The sequence below is a fragment of the Brevundimonas sp. PWP3-1b1 genome (assembly GCF_049896065.1).
Lineage (GTDB): Bacteria > Pseudomonadota > Alphaproteobacteria > Caulobacterales > Caulobacteraceae > Brevundimonas > Brevundimonas intermedia_B.
Genome location: NZ_JAFCTO010000001.1, coordinates 1477448 through 1500496 on the forward strand (window position 1 = coordinate 1477448; position 23049 = coordinate 1500496).

At 66.1% G+C, this 23049-nt stretch carries 21 protein-coding genes and 3 tRNA genes; 9 read left to right on the forward strand and 15 right to left on the reverse strand.

The genetic code is table 11. The features are described 5' to 3' along the window. The first annotated feature begins 4 nt into the window (after positions 1 to 4). From kdpC to ACP69V_RS07215, 3 genes are read left to right on the forward strand one after another with little or no spacing between them, the layout of a single operon-like run. Positions 5 to 583 (forward strand): K(+)-transporting ATPase subunit C, encoded by a 579-nt coding sequence (kdpC, locus tag ACP69V_RS07205; protein ID WP_426023258.1) that lies wholly within the window; start codon positions 5 to 7, stop codon positions 581 to 583. Beyond that, positions 584 to 3271 carry a DUF4118 domain-containing protein gene (locus tag ACP69V_RS07210; RefSeq protein WP_426023259.1) on the forward strand — a complete coding sequence of 896 codons (2688 nt, stop codon included), beginning with the start codon at positions 584 to 586 and terminating at the stop codon, positions 3269 to 3271. After that, positions 3271 to 3960, forward strand: coding sequence for a response regulator (locus ACP69V_RS07215; RefSeq protein WP_426023260.1), 690 nt, complete (start codon positions 3271 to 3273; stop codon positions 3958 to 3960). The genes ACP69V_RS07210 and ACP69V_RS07215 overlap by 1 nt, the downstream gene beginning before the upstream one ends. Before the next feature lie 623 nt (positions 3961 to 4583). Here ACP69V_RS07215 and ACP69V_RS07220 read toward each other — a convergent pair. Then, positions 4584 to 6650: a TonB-dependent receptor plug domain-containing protein gene (locus tag ACP69V_RS07220; RefSeq protein WP_426023261.1), complete on the reverse strand. Its 2067-nt coding sequence runs from the start codon at positions 6648 to 6650 to the stop codon at positions 4584 to 4586. Between the two features lie 178 nt (positions 6651 to 6828). Here ACP69V_RS07220 and ACP69V_RS07225 point away from each other — a divergent pair, with 178 nt between their 5' ends. Next, positions 6829 to 8850: a winged helix-turn-helix domain-containing protein gene (locus ACP69V_RS07225; protein ID WP_426024040.1), complete on the forward strand. Its 2022-nt coding sequence runs from the start codon at positions 6829 to 6831 to the stop codon at positions 8848 to 8850. 105 nt (positions 8851 to 8955) lie between these two features. Here ACP69V_RS07225 and ACP69V_RS07230 read toward each other — a convergent pair whose 3' ends face one another. Next, complete coding sequence (locus ACP69V_RS07230) at positions 8956 to 9756, reverse strand: DUF1365 domain-containing protein (RefSeq protein WP_426023262.1); 801 nt, start codon at positions 9754 to 9756, stop codon at positions 8956 to 8958. Beyond that, positions 9753 to 11090, reverse strand: a complete 1338-nt coding sequence (locus tag ACP69V_RS07235) for an NAD(P)/FAD-dependent oxidoreductase (protein ID WP_426023263.1) — start codon at positions 11088 to 11090, stop codon at positions 9753 to 9755. The genes ACP69V_RS07230 and ACP69V_RS07235 overlap by 4 nt, the downstream gene beginning before the upstream one ends. A gap of 165 nt (positions 11091 to 11255) precedes the next feature. Between ACP69V_RS07235 and ACP69V_RS07240 the strand changes: the two genes are divergently transcribed. Genes ACP69V_RS07240 through ACP69V_RS07250 form a run of 3 tightly spaced genes read left to right on the forward strand, consistent with a single transcriptional unit; the run spans position 11256 to position 13269 of the window. After that, positions 11256 to 11834, forward strand: coding sequence for a sigma-70 family RNA polymerase sigma factor (locus tag ACP69V_RS07240; protein WP_135195963.1), 579 nt, complete (start codon positions 11256 to 11258; stop codon positions 11832 to 11834). Further along, a complete protein-coding gene (locus tag ACP69V_RS07245; protein WP_426023264.1) occupies positions 11831 to 12469 on the forward strand; it encodes a ChrR family anti-sigma-E factor in 639 nt (212 codons plus the stop codon). Before ACP69V_RS07240 ends, ACP69V_RS07245 begins: the two co-directional genes overlap by 4 nt. Next, positions 12466 to 13269: a DUF1295 domain-containing protein gene (locus tag ACP69V_RS07250; RefSeq protein ID WP_426023265.1), complete on the forward strand. Its 804-nt coding sequence runs from the start codon at positions 12466 to 12468 to the stop codon at positions 13267 to 13269. The genes ACP69V_RS07245 and ACP69V_RS07250 overlap by 4 nt, the downstream gene beginning before the upstream one ends. Positions 13270 to 13276: 7 nt before the next feature. On the opposite strand, the gene ACP69V_RS07255 is transcribed toward ACP69V_RS07250, so the two are convergent. The 9 genes from ACP69V_RS07255 to ACP69V_RS07295 all read right to left on the reverse strand — a co-directional run bounded on the left by ACP69V_RS07255 (position 13277) and on the right by ACP69V_RS07295 (position 18578). After that, the gene (locus tag ACP69V_RS07255; RefSeq protein ID WP_426023266.1) at positions 13277 to 14233 is read right to left on the reverse strand and encodes a rhodanese-related sulfurtransferase; all 957 of its coding nucleotides are present in this window, start codon (positions 14231 to 14233) and stop codon (positions 13277 to 13279) included. A 28-nt stretch (positions 14234 to 14261) separates the two neighbouring features. After that, positions 14262 to 14338, reverse strand: a tRNA-Arg gene (locus ACP69V_RS07260). A 19-nt stretch (positions 14339 to 14357) separates the two neighbouring features. Next, a complete protein-coding gene (locus ACP69V_RS07265; protein ID WP_135195966.1) occupies positions 14358 to 14663 on the reverse strand; it encodes an ETC complex I subunit in 306 nt (101 codons plus the stop codon). Positions 14664 to 14740: 77 nt separating this feature from the next. After that, positions 14741 to 14817 (reverse strand) — tRNA-Pro (locus tag ACP69V_RS07270). A gap of 45 nt (positions 14818 to 14862) precedes the next feature. Then, complete coding sequence (locus tag ACP69V_RS07275) at positions 14863 to 15342, reverse strand: DUF192 domain-containing protein (RefSeq protein WP_426023267.1); 480 nt, start codon at positions 15340 to 15342, stop codon at positions 14863 to 14865. A 21-nt stretch (positions 15343 to 15363) separates the two neighbouring features. Next, the gene (locus ACP69V_RS07280) at positions 15364 to 15903 is read right to left on the reverse strand and encodes a cold-shock protein (protein WP_426023268.1); all 540 of its coding nucleotides are present in this window, start codon (positions 15901 to 15903) and stop codon (positions 15364 to 15366) included. 222 nt (positions 15904 to 16125) lie between these two features. Then, positions 16126 to 16200: transfer RNA gene (locus tag ACP69V_RS07285), tRNA-Glu, on the reverse strand. A 77-nt stretch (positions 16201 to 16277) separates the two neighbouring features. After that, on the reverse strand, positions 16278 to 18089 hold the full coding sequence (gene recJ / locus ACP69V_RS07290; protein WP_426023269.1) for a single-stranded-DNA-specific exonuclease RecJ: 1812 nt from the start codon (positions 18087 to 18089) through the stop codon (positions 16278 to 16280). A 39-nt stretch (positions 18090 to 18128) separates the two neighbouring features. Then, positions 18129 to 18578, reverse strand: coding sequence for a hypothetical protein (locus ACP69V_RS07295; RefSeq protein WP_426023270.1), 450 nt, complete (start codon positions 18576 to 18578; stop codon positions 18129 to 18131). An 84-nt stretch (positions 18579 to 18662) separates the two neighbouring features. Between ACP69V_RS07295 and phaC the strand changes: the two genes are divergently transcribed. Together phaC and ACP69V_RS07305 are read left to right on the forward strand one after the other, a co-directional pair. Next, positions 18663 to 20603 carry a class I poly(R)-hydroxyalkanoic acid synthase gene (phaC, locus tag ACP69V_RS07300; protein ID WP_426023271.1) on the forward strand — a complete coding sequence of 647 codons (1941 nt, stop codon included), beginning with the start codon at positions 18663 to 18665 and terminating at the stop codon, positions 20601 to 20603. Further along, entirely contained in the window at positions 20600 to 20977 is a 378-nt protein-coding gene (locus ACP69V_RS07305; protein ID WP_135195970.1) for a hypothetical protein, read from the forward strand. Before phaC ends, ACP69V_RS07305 begins: the two co-directional genes overlap by 4 nt. Here the strand turns inward: ACP69V_RS07305 and msrB are convergent. From msrB to rpsI, 3 genes are all read right to left on the reverse strand, one after another. Further along, on the reverse strand, positions 20974 to 21477 hold the full coding sequence (msrB, locus tag ACP69V_RS07310) for a peptide-methionine (R)-S-oxide reductase MsrB (protein WP_426023272.1): 504 nt from the start codon (positions 21475 to 21477) through the stop codon (positions 20974 to 20976). The genes ACP69V_RS07305 and msrB overlap by 4 nt on opposite strands. Positions 21478 to 21517: 40 nt before the next feature. After that, a complete protein-coding gene (gene argC / locus ACP69V_RS07315; protein ID WP_426023273.1) occupies positions 21518 to 22453 on the reverse strand; it encodes an N-acetyl-gamma-glutamyl-phosphate reductase in 936 nt (311 codons plus the stop codon). A gap of 101 nt (positions 22454 to 22554) precedes the next feature. Then, on the reverse strand, positions 22555 to 23049 hold the full coding sequence (rpsI, locus tag ACP69V_RS07320) for a 30S ribosomal protein S9 (RefSeq protein WP_135195973.1): 495 nt from the start codon (positions 23047 to 23049) through the stop codon (positions 22555 to 22557).

The window sequence follows — 23049 nt, forward strand, 5'->3', positions numbered from 1 at the left end:
GACCATGGTCAATCAACTTCGCCCGGCCCTCGTGATGATGGCCCTGTTCACCCTGCTGCTGGGGCTGGCCTATCCGCTGGCCATCACCGGCGTCTCGCAGGTCGTCTTCCCCGCCCAGGCCAACGGCAGCCTGGTGCGAAACGCGGGCGGCCAGGTGGTCGGCTCGGCCCTGATCGGCCAGCCGTTCGCGGGCGCGACCTATCTGCACCCCCGGCCTTCGGCGGCGGGCGACGGCTATGACGCCGCCGCCTCGTCCGGCTCCAACATGGGCCCGCTGAACCCGGATCTGGCCGCGCGCGTCGCCGAAACGGCCCAGACCATCCGCACCGAGGACGGTCCGGGCGTCATTCCCGCCGATGCGGTGACGGCCTCGGCCTCGGGCCTCGACCCGGACGTGTCTCCGGCCTACGCTCGCCTACAGGCCGCGCGGATCGCCCGCGCCAGGGGCGTCTCCGTGCAGCAGGTCCAGAGCATCATCAACGGTCAGACCAAGGGAGCCCTGCTTGGCTTCATCGGCCAGCCGCGCGTCAATGTGCTGCTGACCAACCGCGCGCTCGACGCCCGCTTCGGCGCGGAGAGCTGATTGCCCGAGACGGAGCCTGAAACGCCCGCGACTTCAGCCGTTCCGCGCCGCAAGCGCGGGCGGCTGAAGGTGTTTCTGGGCATGTCGCCCGGCGTGGGCAAGACCTACGAAATGCTGCGCGCCGCGCGCCGTCGAAAAGCCGAAGGGCTGGACGTCGTCGTGGGCGTGGTCGAGACCCACGGCCGAAAGGAGACGATGAGCCTGCTGCGCGGGCTGGACGTCATGCCGCGCGCGCCCATCGACCACCGTGGCCGCTCGCTGATGGAGTTCGACCTCGACGGCGCCCTGGCGCGGCGACCCGAACTGCTGCTGGTCGACGAATACGCCCACTCCAATGCGCCGGGTTCGCGCCATCCGAAACGGTGGCAGGACGTGGAGGAATTGCGCGACGCCGGAATCGATATTTGGACGACGCTGAACATCCAGCATCTGGAGAGCCTGTCCGACGTCATCCTGCGCATCACCGGCGTGCGCCAGCGCGAGGCCGTGCCCGACAGCGCCCTGAGCGAGGCCGACGACATCGAGGTCGTGGACATCACGCCCGAGGACCTGCGGGCGCGTCTCGCCGAGGGCAAGGTCTATGTGCCCGAGACGGCGCGGGTGGCGTCCGAGAACTTCTTCAAGATCGAGAACCTGACGGCCCTGCGCGAACTGGCTCTGCGCCGGGCAGCCCAGACCGTGGACGACCAGCTGTTGTCCCGCCTGCGCGAGCGGGGCGTATCGGGACCCTGGGCGGCGAACGAGCGGATCCTGGTCCTGGTCGGCGGCGACGCCATGACCGCCTCTCTGGTTCGAACCGGCCGGCGCATGTCGGACATGATGATGGACGCCCCCTGGTCGGTGGCCCACGTCGAACGGCCCAGCGGATCGCGCGCCGACGCCCGCTCGGCGGGCCGCCTGTCCGAGGCCTTCAAGCTGGCCGAACAGTTAGGCGGACGGCCCGTGACGATCAGCGGCGACGATGTGGTGCGCGCCGTGCTGGACCACGCCCACCGCAACAACGTCACCCAGATCGTCATCGGCAAGACGCGCGGCGGGCGGTTCGCCGAATGGACCGGACGGGCGCTGGCGACTGAGCTTCTACGCGAGGCCCAGGGCGTCGCCGTCCACGTCGTGACCGAGGGCGACCTGACCGCGCCTGAACCGGCGACGAAGCCGGGCTTGCGGGCGGCGTTGGACTGGCGCGGCTATCCGGCGGGCGCGGCCTTCGTCCTGGCGGCGACGGGCGCCGCCCTGTTGCTGGACACGCGGTTCGAGCGGGTCGATCTGGGCGTCATCTATCTGGCGGCGGTGGTGGCGGCGGGGGTGCTGAACGGGCTGCGGCCTGCGCTGGCGGCGGCGACCCTGGCTTTCCTGACTTACAACTTCCTCTTCCTTCAGCCGCGCTACAGCTTCCTGATCGGCTCGCCAACGGACGTCCTGACGCTGATCGTCTTCTGGGGCGTGGCCCTGGGCACGGGCGCTTTAGCCGGACGGGTGCGCGAGCAGGCGAGGGCGGCCCAGCGTCGCGCCTCCGCCGTCTCGGCCCTGCTGGCGGCCAGCCAGACCCTGTCGGCGGCGGAAGACCGCGCCACCACGGCCCGCAGCCTGGCCGAACAGGCCTCCGCCGCCGCCGGCGCCGCGGCGGTCGTTCTGCTGCCCCACGACGACGACATCGCCCTGACGGCCGCCAGCCCCGAGGGCGTGACCCTGGCCGCCGACGCCATGGCCGCCGCCCGCTGGGCCTGGACCCACGGCGAGGTCGCGGGCCACGGCACCGGCACCCTGCCGCAGACCCACTGGCGGTTTCAGCCCCTGCAGGGCGTGCGCGGCCGGGCCGGCGTCGCGGGCATCGACGCCTCGGCTGTGGCGGCGGGCTCGGACGAGGAGCGGCTGGCCATGGCCTTGCTGGACCAGGGCGCGGTGGCGCTGGAGCGGGCCGATCTGGCCGGCCAGGCGCTGGAGACCGAGACCCTGCGCCGCGCCGACCGTTTCCGCGCCGCCCTGATGAACTCGGTCAGCCACGATCTGCGCACGCCCCTGTCCACCGTCCTGGGCTCGGCGACCACCCTGATCGACTATGGCGCGACGCTGAAGCCCGAGGTCCGCGACGACCTGCTGCTCAGCATCCGCGAGGAGGCCGAACGCCTGTCGCGCTATGTCGGCGACCTGTTGGACATGACCCGGCTGGAGGGCGGGGGGCTGAACGTCCGCACCGACTGGACCGATGTGCGCGACATCCTGAACGCGGCCGCCGACCGGGTGTCGCGCCGCCTGGGCCGGCGCCGCATCACCCGCGACTTCCCGGCCCAGCTCAGCATGGTCGAGGCCGATCCGGGCCTGTTGGAACAGGCCGTGGTCAACATCCTGGAAAACGCCATCGCCTACAGTCCCGACGACACCACCATCGAACTGGCGGCCTATGAGGATCGCGGCTCCGTCGTCATCTCCATCGAGGACGAGGGGCGCGGCATTCCCACCGCCGAGCTGGAACGGGTGTTCGACAAGTTCCGCCGCATGGAGGAATCGACCGACCGCGCAAAAGGCGCCGGCCTGGGCCTGGCCATCGCCAAGGGCTTCGTCGAGGCCATGCGCGGCCGCATCGCCGCCGCCAGCCCGATTCAGGACGGCCCCGACGGGAGCAAACTCGGCACCCGCATCCTGATCAGCCTGCCCAAATCCATCGCCACCCACCCGGATCTGCTGTGATGTCCGCCGTTCGCCCCCAGGTTCTGGTCATCGACGACGAACCGCAGATCCACCGCTTCCTGGCCCCCGCCCTGGACGCCGCCGGTTATGAACCCCGCCGCGCCGACAGCGGTCAGGAGGGCCTGCGCGCCATCGCCCTGTGGAGCCCCGATGCGGTGGTTCTGGACCTGGGTCTGCCCGACATGGACGGCAAGGACGTGCTGACGCGGGCGCGGGAGTTCCATCAGGGGCCGATCATCATCCTGTCCGCGCGCGACCGCGAGGCCGAGAAGATCACGGCCCTGGACCTGGGCGCCAACGACTATGTGGAGAAGCCGTTCGGCGTCGGCGAACTGCTGGCCCGCATCCGGGCGGGCCTGCGCCAGGGCGCCCTGACGCCGGTCGCGGGCGGCGTGGTCACGGCGGGTGAGGTGATCATCGATCTGGACCGCCGCATCGTCACCCGCGCGGGCGAGCGGTTGAAGCTGCGGCCCAAGGAATACGACGTCCTGGCCTATCTGGCGCGCAACGCCGGCAAGGTGCTGGGACACGTCGATCTGCTCAAGACCGTCTGGGGCGCCGGCCATGCCGATGACGTCCAGTATCTGCGGGTCGTCATGGGCCAGTTGCGGCACAAGCTGGAGGTGGACCCCGCTCAGCCGGTTTTGCTCGTGACTGAGCCAGGGGTGGGATATCGACTGGTTTTATAGCTGACTGGACACTTGGGCGTTACTCCTGGAAGGCCGGACATTGGAATGGAAAACGACGAAATCAGCCATAGACGTTAGTGCCTTCAGCGACTGCTCGGACAACGTGCTGCGGGATGCGGCCAAAATTCCGCGATCTCAGAAATTGGCATTGAGCCGTGTATATTGAACTCGTATTCCAAGCAGCCAGATCTGGCTGAAAAGCGCGAAGGCCGAGGCTTAAATTACATCGACGAAACTGGAACCGAAATCTGGCGAACCTGCGGACAAGATGTTGGAATGGCTGGAGTCTCAGAACCCTATCGTGAGCGACGACCTGAGGCCCCGAGCCAAGCGCGAACGACGAAGCCTAGTCGAACACCCATTCAGCACCATCAAAGCCTTAGATGTGCCACCCCAACTTCTTGGTGAGGAACCTGCCCACGTAAAAACCGAGGAGCCGTTCTGCGCTCCTTCTCCAACTCCGCCGCGCGGTCGCTCAGCACGTTTTTACACGACCTCGACTCATAGCGGCGGTTGGAACGGTCCGCTTTCCGGCACACGTGGTCGCTGCCGTCAGCGCTCGCCCGCCTAAGTCGGTATCGCCGGCACGCCGCCCGCGTCTTTCAGAAAGAGGGCGTTCCCAATCAAAACGTTTTGCGAAGACGCAGCGAATAGTAGGTGCGCGGATCGACATTGCGGGTTTCGACATAGTCGATCGGCCGGGTCAGACGGTCGCCGTAGGCGATGCGCATCTGGTAAAAGTCGTCCCAGACGTTGATCTGGGCGCGCAGCGACAGTGTCGGGGTCGGCTTGTACTCCACCCAGCCCACGAGATAATCGTGGCCGCGCCACGAGAAGCGCAGGTCGGGACCGTAGTTCGTCTCGCCCAGCAGCGGGCTCCAGGAGGCGTTCCACTGCAGGTTCCATGACGTGATGTCCTGGGCGACGACGATGGTCGCATTGGACTTGCGCAGGTCCGAAATCGGGCGGATCTCGCCGGTGGTCGGATCGGTGACCTCGCTGTGGTTCCAGGTGTTGCTGGCGCTGATCCGGCCGCCGCTGAAACCGAACCGGTCCAGCGGCGCCTGGATGTTCACCGTCAACTGGTCCAGCGTGCCGTCGCCTATGTTGCCGGTGGCCGACAGGCCGTCCTCCAACGGGATGACGTCGATCGCGTCGCTGATCTCATCGTGGCGTAGAACGACGCTCACGACGCCATCGCCCCAGAAGCGGCTTTCGTAGCCCAGTTCGCTGATCCAGCGCTGTTCGGGCGCCAGGTTGAGGTTGCCGCCCAGGACGTTCTCGTTCTGCAACTGGGCCGAGGCGGCGAAGTGGTTGAAGTCCAACTGCCCGACTTCCCGCTCGAACCGGACGTTAAACTGGTTGTTCGGGATCGGCGTCCAGGTGGCCACCAGACGTGGCTTGATGAACGACAGATCCTTCTCCAGATCCGCATCGCCGGACTGGCTGAGGGTCGACTGCTCCACGCGCAGCCCGCCCTCGACGGACAGGTTGTCGCGCACGCGCCAAGTTCCCTTGCCAAACAGTTCGCCGCGCGTTTCCTCGACCAGGACCGAGGCGGAGGGAAGAGGGACGGGAACGCCGCCGCTGCTGAGGGCCTGTTCGGTCTCCAGCATATTGTAGGCCAACTCGCCTCCGGCTTCGAAGCTCAGGCTTGGCGAATGCTCGTAGCGTAACAGGCTGCGCAGTATGGTCTCGGCGCTCTCGCTTTCGGTGGAGAAGCGTTGCTCGGGGCTGGCGACGTTGTTCAGCCGGGTCCGCGAGAGGGAGACGGATTCTTCGGCGTCGAAAGTGTGGATGAAACGGGTCTCGGAGGTCAGGCGGCTGTCTATGGACCGGGTGAAGACCGCGCCGAACTCGCCGAAGGCGCCGTCCTCCTCGTACGTGGTCTCGCGCCGCACGGTGGACGCCGTCTGCAGGTTCACGTTATTGAAGTCGTTGACGCCATAGCGGGCGGTCAGGTCGATCTTTCCGCCCAGGAACGGGCTCGCATAGTTGACCCGCAACGTGGTTTCGCCGCCCTCCTGGTCCCTGAAATAGGTCTCGTCGCGCAGAAGGTCGCCTGCGCCGCTGCGGCGAATGACGGGGCCAATGCCGCTGGAGTCGTTGTCTATGATACCGTCCGAAAGCGTGAAGCCCCAGGTGCGGTCGCCGTCCCTGGCGGAGAACTGCCACGAGCCGCCGTAGGAGTTCTGCCCGCCCTCGTACAGGATGGCGTCGCTGGTGACGATCGTCTGGCGGCTGGACTGGTCACGGGTGATCACGTTCACGACGACCGGGAAGCCCTGCATGTCGATGCCGGGCGCGCCGCCACGGACCAATTCGATCCGTTTGACCTGAGCGACCAGGATGCGCTCCAGCACGTCGGAGCCGGCGTCGTTCTTGGAGGCCGGGCGAGACCCATTGATCAGGATGTTGCCGACAGAGCCCTGAAAGCCGCGGCTGCCGTCGCCGTCGATGACGCTGAATCCCGGGACCCGGCTGACCATGTCCAGGGCCGTGACCGGCTGCTGGCTGGCGAAGAAGTCCGGCGTGAAGACCAGGACGCCCCGCTGGCTGGTCTGGTCCTGTGACGCGATCTGAGCCGCCGTCTGAGGATCAAGCGGCGGCGCGGTCTGGGCCAGCGCCGGGGCGCCGAACGCCACAGACAGCGGGGTCAGGGCGAGCAGTCGGACGGGGTGGATACGCATCGGCGGGGGCCCTTCAAGGTGGCTGGTAATGTCCGAGGCGATAGACGAGACTGGCGGCCTGGGAGCGAGGGCGGGGGCCCGATCTTGAACCGATGATTTTCCGATGAACGACCTGTCAGCTCTGCTTCTCAGGCCGATCGACCTGGTGGCTGAACCGCCGTTCGACCTCGGGTCGGGCATGGTTCATCCCGCCTCTCTGGAGGTGGTCTGGCCCGATGGAGGCTGCAAACTGGAACCCCGCGTGATGCAGGTCCTGGTCGCGCTCAACCGCCGGCGCGGCTCGCCGCTCAGTCGGGAGGACCTGTCCCGGCTTTGCTGGGAGGGACGGGTCGTCGGCGACGACGCCCTGGTGCGATGCATCGTCAAGCTGAGGAAGGTCTTCCAACGCGATCCGGCCGTGGAGATCGGCAGCATCCCCAAGGTCGGCTATCGCCTGCGCCTTCTGCCGGTCGCGGCGGCTGCGGCATCATCCGCGCCCAAGCCCATGCCCATGCCCATGCTTCGCCCAAGCTGGAGGTCGCCGCGGTGGATACTGTCGGGCGCCGCCGTTGCAATCGCGGCGCTGGGCGTCGGCGCGTTCGTCGTCATGCAGCCGCCCGGCGCGCTCGCCGCAGAAGACGTGCGCCCCCTGACCTCCGAATCCGGCGTCGAGACACACCCGGCGCTTTCACCGGACGGGCGCATGATCGCATACGCCGGCGGCGGCGGATATGGGGCTCAAAGGGACATCTTCCTGCGCGGGGTTGCAGACGGCACGCCGATCCGGATGACCAACACCCCCGAGGACGAGATGGCGCCGACCTGGTCGCCGGACGGCCGGAGCATTGCTTTCGTGCGCCGGGTGACGGATGCGCCCTGCGAGATTTTGGTCGCACCCGTTCCCCAGGGCGAGCCGCGTGTGGTGGGGCGTTGCGCCCTGGAAGCGATGACACGCCTGGCCTGGACACGGGACGGCGAACTGCTGCTTTCGGACCGGCCGACGCGTAACGCCTTGCGCCGCATCCGGGCCCTGAATCCAGAAACCGGCCAGATGCGGGATGTCACTTCGCCGCCCGCAGACAGTCTGGGCGACAGCGACCCGGTCGTCACTCATCGCGGCGATCGTCTGGTGTTCAGGCGCGCCTTCTCCCACGGGGTGGGCGATCTCTACATCGTCAAGGTTTCGGGAGCCGACCAACGGGCGCTGACCCGCGACGGCTCGAAGGCGGTGGGCTACGCCTTCACTGCAGATGATCGGAGCCTCGTATTCTCCACCAGGCGGGGAGGCGACTCCGGCCTTTGGTCGGTGAATGTCGAGCGCCCGGCCACACCCGTTCGTCTCAGCTTGGGGCTGCTCGATTTCGGACGCCTGTCCGCCGACGAACACGGCCTGCTGGCGGTCGAAGCCGGCGATTACCGCTCCAATCTGTTCGCCTGGCGGGCTGGCGCCGCGCCCGTCGCCCTTACGGACGGCAACACCAGCGACTGGGACCCGGACTTGTCGTTGACAGGCCAGCTGGTTTTCATCTCGGACCAGACCGGCGAACCCGAGGTCTGGGTCAGACGGGGCGAGGGCGCGTCGACGCGAGTGACCGACCTCAAGGGCAGCAATGTGTTCTCGCCCCGTTGGTCGCCGGATGGCCGGAGCCTCGCATTCATCGCCGCACGAGATCGCCGCACCGACGTCTATGTCATCAACGCCGACGGCTCCGGCCTTCGGAGGGTTACATCGGATGGCGCAGCGCGCGGAGATTTGGCTTGGGAAGTCAACGGCAACCTCGTCGTCCCGACATTCAGGGGCGCTGTATGGCAGGTCGAACGGATCGACCCGCAGGGACGGATCTTGGTGGTTCCGAACACCACAGGGGTGCAGATCATCAAGAGCGCCGGTGTCAGAGGCCTTTACGCGGTAAAGGGCGATGACGACCGTCTCTGGCGTCTTGGAGAGGAGGGCGCCGGTCCCGTCTCAACGCTAATCCGCGTCAGCCACGATGCGGTTTGGGCTCCGACACGCGACGGCGTATACCAGTTGGCTGGCGTCCCAGGCGGTGAAATCGTTCTGCGACTGACCGCTTGGGACGGCGCGGTTCGCGATGTGCAGTCGCTTGGGACGGTTGGTTTGAGGCACAGTCTGGCCGTCTCGCCGACGCAGGACATCGTTGCTGCGAGAGTGGTTCGCGATGAGACGGACCTCAGGGCTATTCGGTTGGCGCGCCGATAAAGTCGAAGGGCCGTTTTCTAGCTAGGCGGGAATGTCCGCGCTGGCTTGATAGATCGAACGAATTTCGCATAATATATCTTAGGCGAACAGTCTTATATGCGCGGCTTAGCGCCCCAGCCGGCTGCTTTGCGCCCGCTTTTGGATCGTCACCGGCGTCTTCGCGCGCGGCGGCTGTCGCGTCAGGCTGACGCCCTTTAGCCAGAGCTTGAGCGCCTCGTAATGGATGGCGGCGACCACCTTGAAGGTCATGAGCGGGAACGCCGCTGTGGCTGCCGCGATCTGGGGGTCGTCGAGTCTCTGGCGTTCAGCCGCCATGGACGCCGTGATCAGCACGCCCTCGGCGTCCAGGCCGTCGATCGTCATGTCGAGCCGTTCGCCTGGCGCGTGACCGCGGAACCGATAGTCCATCTCCATCCCCATGAAGGGCGAGACATATAACGCCTTGGCTGCGCCCTGTCGGATCAGGCCGGGCCTCTGGTCTTCGGGTGGCACGGGAATGACGTAGGCGTGACGGATGCCGAACGTGCTGGTCACTTCGTACACCATCGCCGCCAGCCGGCCGTCGGCGTGGTGGCAATAGTAGAGGCTGATCGGATTGAAGACGTAGCCGAGCACGCGCGGCATGGTCAGCAGACGGATGGGGCCGCCGTCGAGGTCGATGTCCGCAAGGTGCATCCACGCCTCGACCTGAGGCCGCAAGGCGCCGGAGCCGTCCCCATAGTCGGCGTCGTGAAAGGACAGCAGGTTGAAGCGATTGCGGGAAAACAGCCGCAGGCCTCTATCCAGATCGTCGATCTCGGCCAGGTCCAGCAGCAGCCAGAAGACGCGATAATTCAGCTGGTGCGTCTTGGGACGCAGGCGTCGGTGCATGACCCGGCCACGATAGAGGGCCGAGGCTTGGGTCACGCGGCCTGCTCGAATACCGGGGTCGGCAGCGGCGACAGATGGATACGGCCGCTCTCGTTCTGGACCGACCACGGGCGACGGACGCCGCCGAGTTGTTCGGCGACCGCCAGACCGGATTGCAGGCCGTCCTCATGGAAGCCCGCGCCGAAGTGGGCGCCGCAGAACCAAACGCCCCCCTGCCCCTGCAGGCTCCACAGCGCTTTCTGGGCCTGGATGGCGGCGGGATCGAAGACGGGGTGTTCGTACAGTTCGCTACGCAACAGGGTGTCTGCGCGCGGCGGGCGCGGCGGGTTCAAGGTCACGAACAGGTTGTCGCCTGGCAGGCCCTGAAGCTTGTTCATCCAATAGGTCACGCACAGCCCGTCGTCGGCCCCGATATAGTTCCAGCTGGCCCAGGCGCGACGACGGCGCGGCATCAGGGTGGCGTCCGTATGCAGGACCGTCAGGTTGCGGCTGTAGCGGAAGGCGCCCAGCAGGGCTTTTTCCTTGGCCGTGGGTTCGGCCAGCATGGCCAGGGCCTGATCGGCGTGGGCGCCGATCACCACCTGGTCGAAACGCTCGACGCCCCCCTGGCTGTCATGCACGAAGACGCCCTCCTCCGTGCGTCGCACCGATGTCACGCCGCGATCCAGGCGCACGTCGTCAATGGCGCGGGCCAGGTGTTCGACATAGACGCGGCTGCCGCCCTCGACAGTACGCCACAGGGGACGGCCCACCAGTTTCAGCAGGCCGTGATTGCCGCAGAAGCGGATGAAGGACTCGGCCGGATAGTCCATCAGCGTGTGCGCGGGGGACGACCAGATGGCGGCGGCCATGGGCAGCAGATGGTCGTCGCGGAACGCCTCGCTGAAACCCTCGCGCTTCAGATAGTCGCCCAGGGTCAACGACGGATCGGACATGCCGGCCAGATCCTTGGGCGCATCGCGATAGAAGCGCAGGATCTCGCTCAGCATCGACCAGAATCGGGGCCGAAGGGCATTGCGACGCTGGGCGAAAAGGCCGGGCGCCGCATATTCGAACCGGCCGTCGTCCAGAGAGACGGCGAACGACATGTCGGTGGCGCGGGTCGCGATTCCTAGGTGTTCGAAGAGCGCGATCAGGTTGGGATAGGTCGCGTCATTGAAGCAGATGAAACCGGTATCGACGGCGATGTCGCCTGACGGCACCCCCGCCGTAACGGTGTTGGAATGCCCGCCCAGCCGGTCGGCCTTTTCATAGATCGTCACCTGATGCCGCTGGGACAGAAGCCAGGCCGACGAAAGGGCCGCGACGCCGGAGCCGATGACGGCGATCTTCAGGCGATCGGCAGCAGGATTCGCGGGCGACAGGGACATGGAAACTCCAAATACACGCCCGCTGGCGCAAGCCTAGGCATGAACGGATTACGGGTCGCCGTCATGATCGGATCGCGATTGATCCAGACATTTCCGCCAGGCGTATTAGGGTCCATGCATGTCGAGACACTGCCCTTCACGTCGAATCCATGCCGGTCCCCGCGCATGAAGACACTCGACAATCCTTCAGACCCCCTCCTCCATGATCGGCTGATCGAGGCGATTGCGCTGCGTCGCGACCGGGAGGCCTTTGCGGCCCTGTTCGCCTATTTCGCGCCGCGCCTGAAAGCATGGCTGATCAAGTCAGGGGCGACGCCCGGCGCCGCCGAAGATTTCGCCCAGGACGCAATGCTGACCGTATGGCGCAAGGCCGACCTGTTCGACTCCTCAAAGGCCCGCGCCGCGACCTGGATCTTCACCATCGCCCGCAATCGTCGCCTCGACATGTTGCGCCGCGATGCGCGTCCCCTGCCGACGCCGGAGATCGAACTGGCGGGCGAGGATGTGCGCCGCCCCGACGAACTGCTGTCGATGTCGCAGGACGCGGACCGGGTTCGTGACGCCCTGTCTCGACTCAGCCCCGATCATGTCGAGGTCCTGCGCCTCGCCTTCTTCATGGACAGTTCCCATTCCGAAATCGCCAAACACCTCGACCTGCCGCTCGGCACCGTCAAATCCCGTATTCGTAACGCCATGACCAAGCTCCGCCTGATCCTCGCCCCGTCCGAGGAGGCCGCGCGATGAACCCGCAACGCAATCCTTCCGAAGAACGGCTGCTTGCCTATGCCGCCGGGACGCTCAGCCCGCCCGAAGCGGTCGTGATGGCCGCGCATCTTGCGATGCGGCCGGCGAACGACGCCTGGGTGCGTGATCTTCAGGCCGTAGGCGGCGAATTTCTCGACGAGGCCGCGCCGTCGGCCCTGTCGCAGGATGCGCTCGCCCTGGCCATGGCGCGAATCGAGACGGACGCAGGCGAGGTGAAGGCTCTGGCTCCGTTGAATGATATGCCCGAACTGCCCGAGCCGCTGCGGCGCTATGCGCTCAGCCCCTGGCGCTGGGTAGGGCCGGGCATGCGGGTGCGCGATGTGCATGCGCCACGCGACGGAGATTGTCGCGTGATCCTGCTGAAGATCGAATCAGGCCGGGAGACGCCGAAACACACGCACGGCGGCATCGAATTGACCTGCGTCATCTCCGGCGCCTATGCGACGGAGACAGAGCGATTCGACGTGGGCGACTTCGAAGAGGCCGATCCGGAAGTGCTGCACCAGCCGCGCGTCGTATCGGACGAGGCCTGCCTTTGCGTCGTGGCGCTGGATGGCCAGATCCAGCTGGACGGCTGGATAGGCAAGCTGATTCAGCCGTTCGTTCGCCTGTGACCGGCTTGGGGGCTCTGTGGGGCGTTGCTGCCCTGTTTCTCGTCATCGTGATGTCGGCGGCGTGGCTGGTGCAGAAGCGCACAGGCCAAGGCGGCTGGGCGGACGCCTTCTGGTCGCTGGGCCTGGGCGCGGCCGGCGTTGGCGTGGCGCTGTTTCCAATCGACGGCGCGCCTCCATCCTTGCGGCAATATCTGGCGGCCCTGCTGATCGGTCTGTGGGGGCTGCGGTTAGGCGCACACATCGCCGCGCGCGCCGCCCATGAGGGCGAAGACGCCCGTTATGCCCGGTTGCGCCAGGATTGGGGCGCCGGGTTTCAGGCCAAGATGTACGGCTTCCTGATGCTGCAGGCTGGGGCGGCCGCCTTCCTGGCGCTCAGCGTCATGGCGGCCGCGCGCAATCCGACGCCTGGACTGACCCTGCAGGACGGTCTGGCGACGCTTGTCTTCGTAGGCGCGCTCATCGGCGAGGCCATATCGGACCGTCAATTGGCGGCTTTCAAACGCAATCCCGCTAATAAGGGTGGGGTCTGCGATGTCGGCCTGTGGGCCTGGTCGCGTCATCCGAATTATTTCTTCGAATGGCTGGGCTGGTGCGCCTGGCCCCTGCTCGCCATCAATTTGAGCGGCGAATGGCCGTGGGGCTGGCTGGCGCTGACGGGTCCGGCCTATATGTATTGGCTGCTGACCCAGGTGTCCGGCGTGCCCTTGCTGGAAGAGCATATGCGGCGCTCGCGACCAAAGGCGTTTGACGCCTATGCCGCCCGCACCAGCGCCTTCTTCCCTCGCCCGCCCCGTCACTGAACCGACCTCAATCCTTAGGGGCGGCCCCGAGGTGAACGTCGCCGCGTTTGCGCGCGATTTCCATCTGCCTGTGGCGCTCGGCATAGCGTTCTCGCTGCGCGTCGTCTCGCGTGTCGTGGCAACGCTCGCAGCAGACGCCCTCGACGTAATGGGGCGAGGCGCGACCGGCATCGTCCACTGGCAAACGACACCCCCTGCAAAGCGTGTGCGACCCTTGGGTCAACCCGTGCCCGACCGAGACCCGTTCGTCGAAGACGAAGCATTCGCCGCGCCATAGGCTTTCATCCTCATCCACCGTCTCAAGGTAGCGCAGGATGCCGCCTTCCAGATGGTGGACGTTTTTGACGCCTTCCGCCTTCAGGAAGGCCGTCGATTTTTCACAGCGGATGCCGCCGGTGCAGTACATGGCCACCCGCTTTGCGCCGGTCTGCTCAAGCAGGGCGCGGCCTTCGGTTCGGAACCAGTCGGGAAAGTCGCGGAAGCTGCGGGTGTTGGGCTGGATCGCCCCCTCGAAAGCGCCGATCTCGCCCTCGTAATCGTTGCGCGTGTCGATGACCAAGGTCTCCGGATCGGCGATCAGCGCGTTCCAGTTCGTCGGCGCCACATAGACGCCCGCCTGTTGGGCCGGGTCCAGGTCTGGCTGGCCCATGGTGACGATCTCGCGTTTGACGCGCACCTTCATACGGTGAAACGGCAAGGCGTCGGTCCAGGCGTATTTGAGCTCCAGCGTCTCGAACCCGGGCATGGCGTGGATAGCAGACAGCACGGCCTCGACGGCCGGCTCCGACCCGGCGATGGTGCCGTTCAGCCCCTCGGGCGCGACCAAAAGCGTCCCCCTCACCTCCCCGGCGTCGCAAACGACCTGAAGCGCATCGCGGACGCCAGCAGGATCGGTGACCGGTGCAAAACGATAAAGCGCCGCGACCCGGACGGCATGTTTGGGCGAGGTCTGAAGGTCGGTCATGGATCAGGCCCCTCGAAGGCGCCAGGGATGGCGCGCCCAGCAGGACTCGAACCTGCAACATCCCGCTTAGAAGGCGGGTGCTCTATCCGGTTGAGCTATGGGCGCTCTTGCAAGACGTCAGGCGTCAGTGCGTCCAGGACTGCTTGCGGTTGGTGGCGAAGTTGTCGGCATAGGCCTTGATAATCATCGGCGGATCGTTCGGCTCGTGCAGGCGGAAGGCGATGCCGTGGCGCTCGGCGTATTCGACCGCCTCTTCCTTCGATTCGAAGGTCAGGCGGACCTGACCGTTCATATCGCTGGAGCTGGTCCAGCCCATCAGCGGATCGATGGTGCGTGCCGAGGCCGGTTCGAATTCCAGACGCCAGTCGCGGCTCTTGGCCTTGCCCGACTGCATCGCGGTTTTGGCCGGGCGGTAAATGCGAGCCAGCATGGCGAAATCCTCAGTGACGGCGGGGCCTCTGGCCCTGCCATAACGCGCGCTGAACTTATGATCCAGCGGCCTTCCGTTGGTCGGGGCGAGAGGATTCGAACCTCCGACCCTCTGGTCCCAAACCAGATGCGCTACCAGGCTGCGCTACACCCCGGACCGAACGGAGCGCTCTATTGGCACTTCACGACGCGATCCGCAATCAAGGCTTGAAATAAGGATGTAAAACTTTGTCCCCGGGCTTGGCGTTTATCTCTGCCGCCCGCCCGGCGCGCAATTCCAGCACGCCGTTGGCGGCGCCGTTCGATGGAATGGGCGCCTCCGAGAAGGGCGTGGCGTGCGAAGCGATGGAGACGATTCGGCCTTGAGGGTCGATGTAGAGGATGTCCAGGGAACTGGGCGTGTTGCGCATCCAGAAGCTCTGCTCGCGCGGCGCTTCGCCCGGCCATTGGAAGAGCATACCGCGGTCGTCTTCCAGCGGCGGACGGAACATCAGGCCGCGCTGCCGCTCGGGCTCTTCATCGGCGATCTCAACCCAGAACGGGTGTTCACCGGACGTGGTGACGACCGCCAGCTTCTGCAGCGGTTCACCATTGGGACCGAGCGGCGTCTTGGCGGCGCAGCCGGCGACGGCGAGCATAAGCATGCCCGCCATCAAAAAACGTCTCGTCGCCTCGATCATACGCCTCTCCTGGGCGCCGGATCAGTCGCCCGTTCTGATGTCCGCGACCACCAGGCCTTTCGGGCCGTTGGCGAATCGCACCCGCACCGCATCGCCGGGAATCAGATCTTCCAGGCCGCAGCGCCGCAGGGTCTCTATATGGACGAAGATATCGCCAGGTTCGCGATCACGCACGACGAATCCGTAGCCCTTGGTGCGATTGAACCATTTGACCAGGGCCGTCTCCAGCTCCTCATCGGACTCAACGGCCGGGCGCGGCGCAATTGCAGCAGCGGGGCGACGCGCGACCTGGACCGCTTCACCCTCCCCCAGGTCGTGAATTTCGATCGTCTGCCAGCCCTTCGAGCGTTTGACGCAGTCGCAGGTAATGGGCGCGCCCTCGTCGGCGGCGTCGCGGCCAAGGTCGCGCAGGCTGCTGATGTGCAGCAGGATGTCTCGCATTTCCGTAAGGGCGGGATCGTCCGGGACGATAAATCCATAGCCCTTCGTCGCATCGAACCATTTGACGCGCCCAGTGACGCGAACGGTCTGCGCCGTTTCCGTCTCGCTATATTCAGACACTTAAGAACCCCCGTCCGCGCCTCCAGCGGACTCGTCTTTATGTTTAACACTGTTCCGTGAAAGTTTGAAAAGCGGAAAATGCACGCTTGGGGTGAAGCATGTGTCTGGAACACGAGAAAAATGCAGACGCGCCACGATCAGTGGCTGCGCTTCTACGTCGTCTGAAATGTAAGGCGTTTCTGCTGACGGGAGCCTTGGGGCTCTACCATGGACCTGCCCGCGTGGCAGTCCCTAGGGGAGTCGAACCCCTCTTTTCAGGTTGAAAACCTGACGTCCTAACCGATAGACGAAGGGACCGCTGCGCGGGAGAGCCGGCGATATAGCCGCGCCCTCGGGGCGGTGCAAGCTTGGATTTCGAGTTTTTTGGGCCGCCGTCAGATCATTCGAGGGTCGGCGACATCCTCGATCTCGAACTGCACGCCCCTGCGGCCGTTCCAGTCGTCGGCCTTCAGCCGCCCGACGATGTTCAACCCGCCCTGTCCCGACAGCAAGGCCTGGCCAGACGGTAGATCGGCGCACCGCCAGGCGATGGCCTTCACCGAGGCGCCGTCCGCGCCGACCAGGCGACAACGGACATGACCGCCGTTCATCGCCACGGGTTCGCGCGCCTGAACGCCGGTCAAGGCAAAGCTCGGCTCGGGGTTGGCGGGACCGAAGGGCGCCAACTGCTCGAACGATTCGAACAGTTCGCGCGTCGCCGCGCCGGGATCGATCAGGGCGTCGATCTCCAGCACGTCCTGCGCCACAGCCTCGACCCGTTCGGAGGCCAGCCGCTCGTTCAGGAACGCCTTCAATTCCGCGACACGCGCGCTGTCCATCGTCAGGCCTGCGGCCATGGCGTGACCACCCCCCGCCATCAGGATGCCGCTCTCCCAAGCCGCCTGGATCGCGCGGCCCAGGTTCATGCCGGGCTGGGATCGTCCCGAGCCCTTGCCCAGGCCTGTGACTGGATCGACGCCGATGACGATGACCGGCTTGCGCCAGCGTTCGCGCAGGCGGCCAGCGACGATGCCGACGACGCCGGGGTGCCAGTCCTCGCCCGCGACCACGACGACAGCGGTATTGTCGGCATGAGCCCCGGTCGCCTCGACACGGCGGACGGCGGCGTCGGTGACGGACCGCTCGACATCGCGGCGCGACAGGTTCAGCGCATCCAGTTCGATCGCCAGCGCCTCGGCCTCGGCCGGATCATCGGTGGACAATAGCCGCGCCCCCAGGTCTGACCGCCCGATACGACCGCCGGCGTTGATCCGGGGCCCCAGGATAAAGCCCGCATGATTGCTCTTTGCAGGACCCGGTTCCGCCCCTGCCGCCGCCAGCAGGGCGCGCAGACCCGGATTGCGCCAGTCGCTCATGACCTTGAGTCCCAGCCCGGTCAGAGCCCGATTGAAACCGGTCAACCCCGTGACGTCGCAAATGGCGCCCAGCGCCGCCAGATCCAGCCACTGGCGAATGTCCGGCTCCGGCCGATCCGCGAAAAGGCCGCGCCGACGTCCCTCGCGGTTCAGGGCCGCCAGCAGCACGAACACCACCCCCGCCGCCGCCAGATTGCCCTGACCGGAGGTGCAGCCCGGTCTGTTCGGGTTGACGACCGCCAAGGCCGTCGGCGGTTCGCTGCGCATCAAATGGTGGTCGATGACGACGACATTGAGGGCGATAGCGGCGGCATGAGCCAGCGCCTCGTTCGCCGCCGCGCCGCAGTCCACCGTGATCACCAGATCGGCGCCCGAGGCCTTCAGCGTGTCGAACGCCTTGGCGCTAGGGCCATAGCCTTCCGTCAGCCGGTCGGGCACGTAGATCGACAGCTCATGGCCCATCGCCCGGAACCAGCGCACCAGAAGCGCCGCACTGGACGCCCCGTCCACATCATAGTCGGCGAAGACGTGGATGTTCGCCTTGGCCTGCAGGGCGTTCAGAATCGCATCGGCCGCCGCATCCATGTCCATGAAGCTGGAGGGATCGGGAAAAAGAGCGCGCAGGGTCGGGGTCAGGAAATCGGCCCCCTGATCCGCCGATACGCCACGCGACGCCAGGGCGCGGGCCAGAAGCTCGTCCAGCCCGAGGCCCTGCATGTGGGCGCGGGTCGTCGCCGCATCCGCAGGTCGCTGACGCCAGGCGCGCCCTGAGAGAGACCGGGACACGCCCAGAAATGCATTCAGTGTCTTTGCGCCGCCGTCATCCGCCATCAGCACATCATCGCGGGATTCTACATCCCCGGCGACCGGTCATTGCGTCGGGCGGCGATCGAGCGGCGGCGGCGCCTTGGCGCGATCGCGCAGGCTTTGGGCGAAAGCTTCGATGTCCGCCTGGGTGCGGGCGGCGTCGGGCGAAACCGGCACGGACTGGACCGCAGCCGCCGTCTCGGCGGCGAGAGCCTCGGGATCGGTCAGGGTCCAGTCGATACGCGCGATCTCGCTGTTCAGCGTCGCGCTGTCATTCTGCAGGCGCTGAGCATTGGCCGCGACCTGTGCAACGGGCGGCAGGTCGGTGGGCGCGGCCGGAAAATCCTCCCAGCGGGGATAGTGGCGATTGGCGTCGACCAGTTCCTGAACACGCGGCGCCAACGGCGAGACGGGCTCGGTCTTGGACGCAGAACCGCCGACGCAGCCGGCCAGCGGCGCTGAGATCGCGACTGCAGCGATCAGGATCATCTTTTTCGAGTTCAGCGCGTTCATTTCCTGGCTGGTCTTATGCCATCATCGCCACGCGCGGAAGGGCGGATGAACCGGCCTCCGATGCAGGAAGCGCGAAGGACGATCATGGCCAAGCTCCCTAAGACGCCGACAGACGCCGCCGAACGCCCGGCGCGCAAGGCCGGACGCCCTACTTCGGCCAAGCCCCGCCCCCCGCGCCAGCCAAAGCTGAAACCGAACGAAACGCAGGACGCGCCGGCTGAAACCGTCGCCGAGGCCGCGCCCGAACCGACCTTCCCCGGCGCCGCACAGGCCGAGATGATCGAGACTCTGTCGATGAACCTGGCCAAGGCGGCCATGATGGCTCAGAGCGCGATTGCAGAAGCCGCCCTGACCCAGGCCGACCGCCCAGCCGCCTTGTCACCTGATCCGTTCAATGTCGCGCCAGCCATGACTTCGGTCATGACTAGCCTGGCCGCACAGCCCGACAAGATGATGCAGGCGCAGGCCGACCTGTTCGGTCGCTATATGCAGTTGTGGTCTTCCACAGCGCGCCAAGCGGCGGGCGAGACGCCCGACCCCGCCCCGAACGACAAGCGGTTCAAGGACCCGGCCTGGTCCGAAAACCCGATGTTCGACATGATGCGCCGTTCCTATTTGCTGACGGCGGACTGGATGAATGGCCTGATCGCGGGCGTGGAGGATGTCGATCCGACGCTGAAACGCCGCGCCCAGTTCTTCACGCGTCTTCTTACCGACGCCTTCTCGCCGTCGAACTTCCTGGCGTCCAATCCCGTCGCCCTGAAAGCGTTGGCCGAGACCAGCGGCGAATCGCTGGTGAAGGGGATGCAGAACTTTGCCGCCGACCTGGAACGCGGCGGCGGGTCGCTGCGCATCAGCCAGGCAGACTATGGCAAGTTCGTCGTCGGCGAGAACGTCGCCACCGCACCGGGCCAGGTCGTCTGGCGCGACGAGCTGTTCGAACTGATCCAGTATGCGCCGACGACCGAGACCCAGCACGAGATCCCGCTGCTGATCTTCCCGCCGTGGATCAACAAATTCTACATCATGGACCTGCAGCCGACGAACTCGCTGATCCGCTGGCTGTCGGCCCAGGGCTTTACGGTGTTCGTCTGTTCCTGGGTCAATCCGGACAAGGACAAGGCCGGTTTCGGCTTCGACCAGTATCTGGAAAAAGGCATCTATCGCGCGGTCGAGAAGACGCTGGAACAGGCGGGCGCGAAGCAGTTGAACGCCGTCGGCTACTGCATCGGGGGCACCCTGCTGGGCGCCGGCCTCGCGCACATGGCGGCCAAGGGCGACACACGGGTCGCCGCCGCCACCTTCTTCGCCGCCCAGCACGACTTCGCCGAGGCGGGCGATCTACTGCTCTTCACCGACGAACACTGGATCGCCGAGATCGAGCGTCAGATGGATGCGGCCGGCGGCGTCCTGCCCGGCGCAGCCATGGCCGAGACCTTCAACGCCCTGCGCTCCAATGACCTGATCTGGTCCTTCTTCATCAGCAACTATCTGCTGGGCAAGGATCCGCCGGCCTTCGACCTGCTGTTCTGGAACGCCGACCAGACGCGGATGCCCAAGACGCTGCATCTGGACTATCTGCGCCAGATGTATGGGGCCAACGCCTTGGCCCAGGGCGCGTTCGAGATCGGCGGGCTGACGGCGGACCTGTCGAAGGTCTCGATCCCGCTCTATTTCCAGGCCAGCCGCGAGGATCACATCGCGCCGATGAACTCGGTCTATCGCTCCGCCAAACTGTTCGGGGGCAAGGACGTCACCTTCACCCTGGCGGGATCGGGCCATATCGCCGGCGTCATCAACGCCCCTGCGGCCAGAAAATACCAGCACTGGACCAATGCCGCCCTGCCCACGACCCTGGCCGAATGGCAGGCCGACGCGGTAGAGCATCCTGGCAGCTGGTGGGAGCATTGGTCCGCATGGTTGGCAAAGCGTGCTGGAAAGCAACTCCCCGCCCGCGATCCTGAAAAGGGGCCGCTCAAGCCCATCGAGCCGGCCCCCGGCAGCTATGTGAAAGTGAAGTCTTGAACCGTATCGAACCCAACGCCCTGCTCGCGATCAGCACGGGGGTGGCGCTGATCCTGCTGATCATGACGGCCAGCGTCTTCGGCGAGACCGGAAATACGGTGAAATACATCATCTCGGCCGTGATCTGCTCGGCCGCCTTCGTCCTGCTGAACGGGCGTATGGCCAAGGCTATGAAGCGCCCGGCGGTTCAGCCGATGATCCACCCCGACACGCCCGGCACGGCGGTCTGGGCCGGACTGTTCCCTCTGATCGTCATCGGCATGGCGTGCGCGCCGGTCTTCTTTGCGGGTCACGATTATGGGCTGCTGGTGATCATCGCCTCAGTCATCTTCGGCCTGACCGTCGATTCCGCCATTCGGGCGCGGCGCGGCTAGGCCGCGACGAACTTCAGCGCCACGCCGTTGTTGCAGTAGCGCAGGCCCGTCGGACGAGGGCCGTCCTCGAACACATGTCCCTGATGCCCCAGGCAGCGGGCGCAGTGATATTCCGTGCGTAGAATCCCGATGGCCAGGTCGCCCTTGCGGCCGATGTTGGCGGCGATCACGTCATAGAAGCTGGGCCAGCCGGTGTGGGAATCGAACTTCCACTGCGACCGAAACAGCGGCAGGTCGCAGCCCTTGCAGACGAAGTTTCCGCGCCCGTGCTGGTCGTTCAAGGGACTGGAATAGGGCCGCTCCGTCCCCTCGTGCCGCATGACGCGCCATGAGGCGTCACCCAATCGCCGTCGCCAGTCGGCGTCGGAGACGCGGCGATAGGGCGAGGTCGCATACTGCCCCTCCCCCGCCTCGGAGGGTTCGGGAGAACAGGCGGACAGGGCAAGCGCGCCGGCGCCCATCAGAAGGCCCCGGCGATGCACGATCAGGGACTGGGTCATGCCCTTCATACGACGGGCGCGGCGAAATGGTTTCAGCCGCTCAGATCAGGCTGGTCGTCTCGTCCAGACCCAGCATGATGTTGAGGTTCTGCACCGCCGCGCCTGACGCGCCCTTGCCCAGATTGTCGAGCAGGGCCACCAGTCGCGCCTGTTCCCCATTGCGGTCGCCGAAGACGTGCAGACGCAGGCGGTTGGTGCCGTTCAGGCCTTCGGGCTCCAGACCCGACATGGCCTCGGTTTCTTCCAGATCGGCGACCTCGACGAAATGCTGTCCGTCATAGGCTTCGACCAGTGCGCCGTGGAGGCGTTCGACCGATGGCGTCTCCGGCAGGGCGGCCAGATGCAGCGGAACCTCCACCAGCATGCCCTGCCGATAGTTTCCAACCGCTGGCGCGAACAGGACGTCGCGGCTCAATCCCGTGTGTTTCGTCATCTCCGGCACATGCTTGTGCTTCAGCGTTAGACCGTAGGCGCGATAAGCGGTCGCGGCGCCTGATGCTTCGAACTCGGCGATCATGGCCTTGCCGCCCCCGGAATAGCCCGACACTGCATTGACCGTGACCGGATAGGTCGTAGGCACCAGCCCCGCCTTCACCAGCGGTCGCATCAGGCCGATGAAGCCTGTGGAATAGCAGCCGGGATTCGACACGAACGACGACCGCGCGATCAGATCACGCTGACCTGCGTCCATCTCGGGGAAGCCATAGGCCCAGCCTGGCGCAACCCGATAGGCCGTCGAGGCGTCGATCACCTTGACCGACGGGTTCTCGATCATCGCCACAGCTTCCCGCGCCGCATCGTCGGGCAGGCAAAGGATCACAGCGTCGGCGGTGTTTAAGGCCTCGCGCCGCGCCTCCACATCGCGACGACGCTCGCCCAGCAGGATCAATTCCAGATCCGGGCGCGCCTCCAGCCGCTCGCGGATCTCCAGCCCCGTGGTGCCGGCCTCGCCGTCGATGAAGATGGTATGGGTCATAGGCTGCTCCTGACCGTCCTGCCTTGCGGGAGGAGATAGACAAGAAAAAGGGCGCTCCGGGTCTCCCCGAAGCGCCCCAAATCCAAACCGCGTGAACGCGATTAGCGCTTCGAGAACTGGAAGGAACGGCGAGCCTTGGCGCGGCCGTACTTCTTGCGCTCGACGACGCGGCTGTCGCGGGTCAGGAAGCCGTGCGGCTTCAGGACCTTGCGCAGTTCCGGCTCAAAGTGCGTCAGGGCGTGCGACAGGCCGTGGCGGATGGCGCCGGCTTGGCCCGACAGACCAGAACCTTCGACGGTGCAGATCACGTCATATTGCGTGGCGCGGTCCGAAACAGTCAGCGGCTGGGCGATCATCATGCGCAGCACGGGACGAGCGAAATATTGCTCCTGGTCCTTGCCGTTGACGGTGATCTTGCCGGTGCCGGGCTTCACCCAGACGCGGGCGATCGCGTTCTTGCGCTTGCCGGTCGAATAGGCGCGGCCCTGGGCGTCCAGCTTCTGGACATAGACGGGGGCGTCGTTTTCGACCGAGGAGCTCAGGCCCTTCAGGGCGTCGAAGCCGGTGGCGGCGGTGTCTTGCGTCGCGTCAGTCAT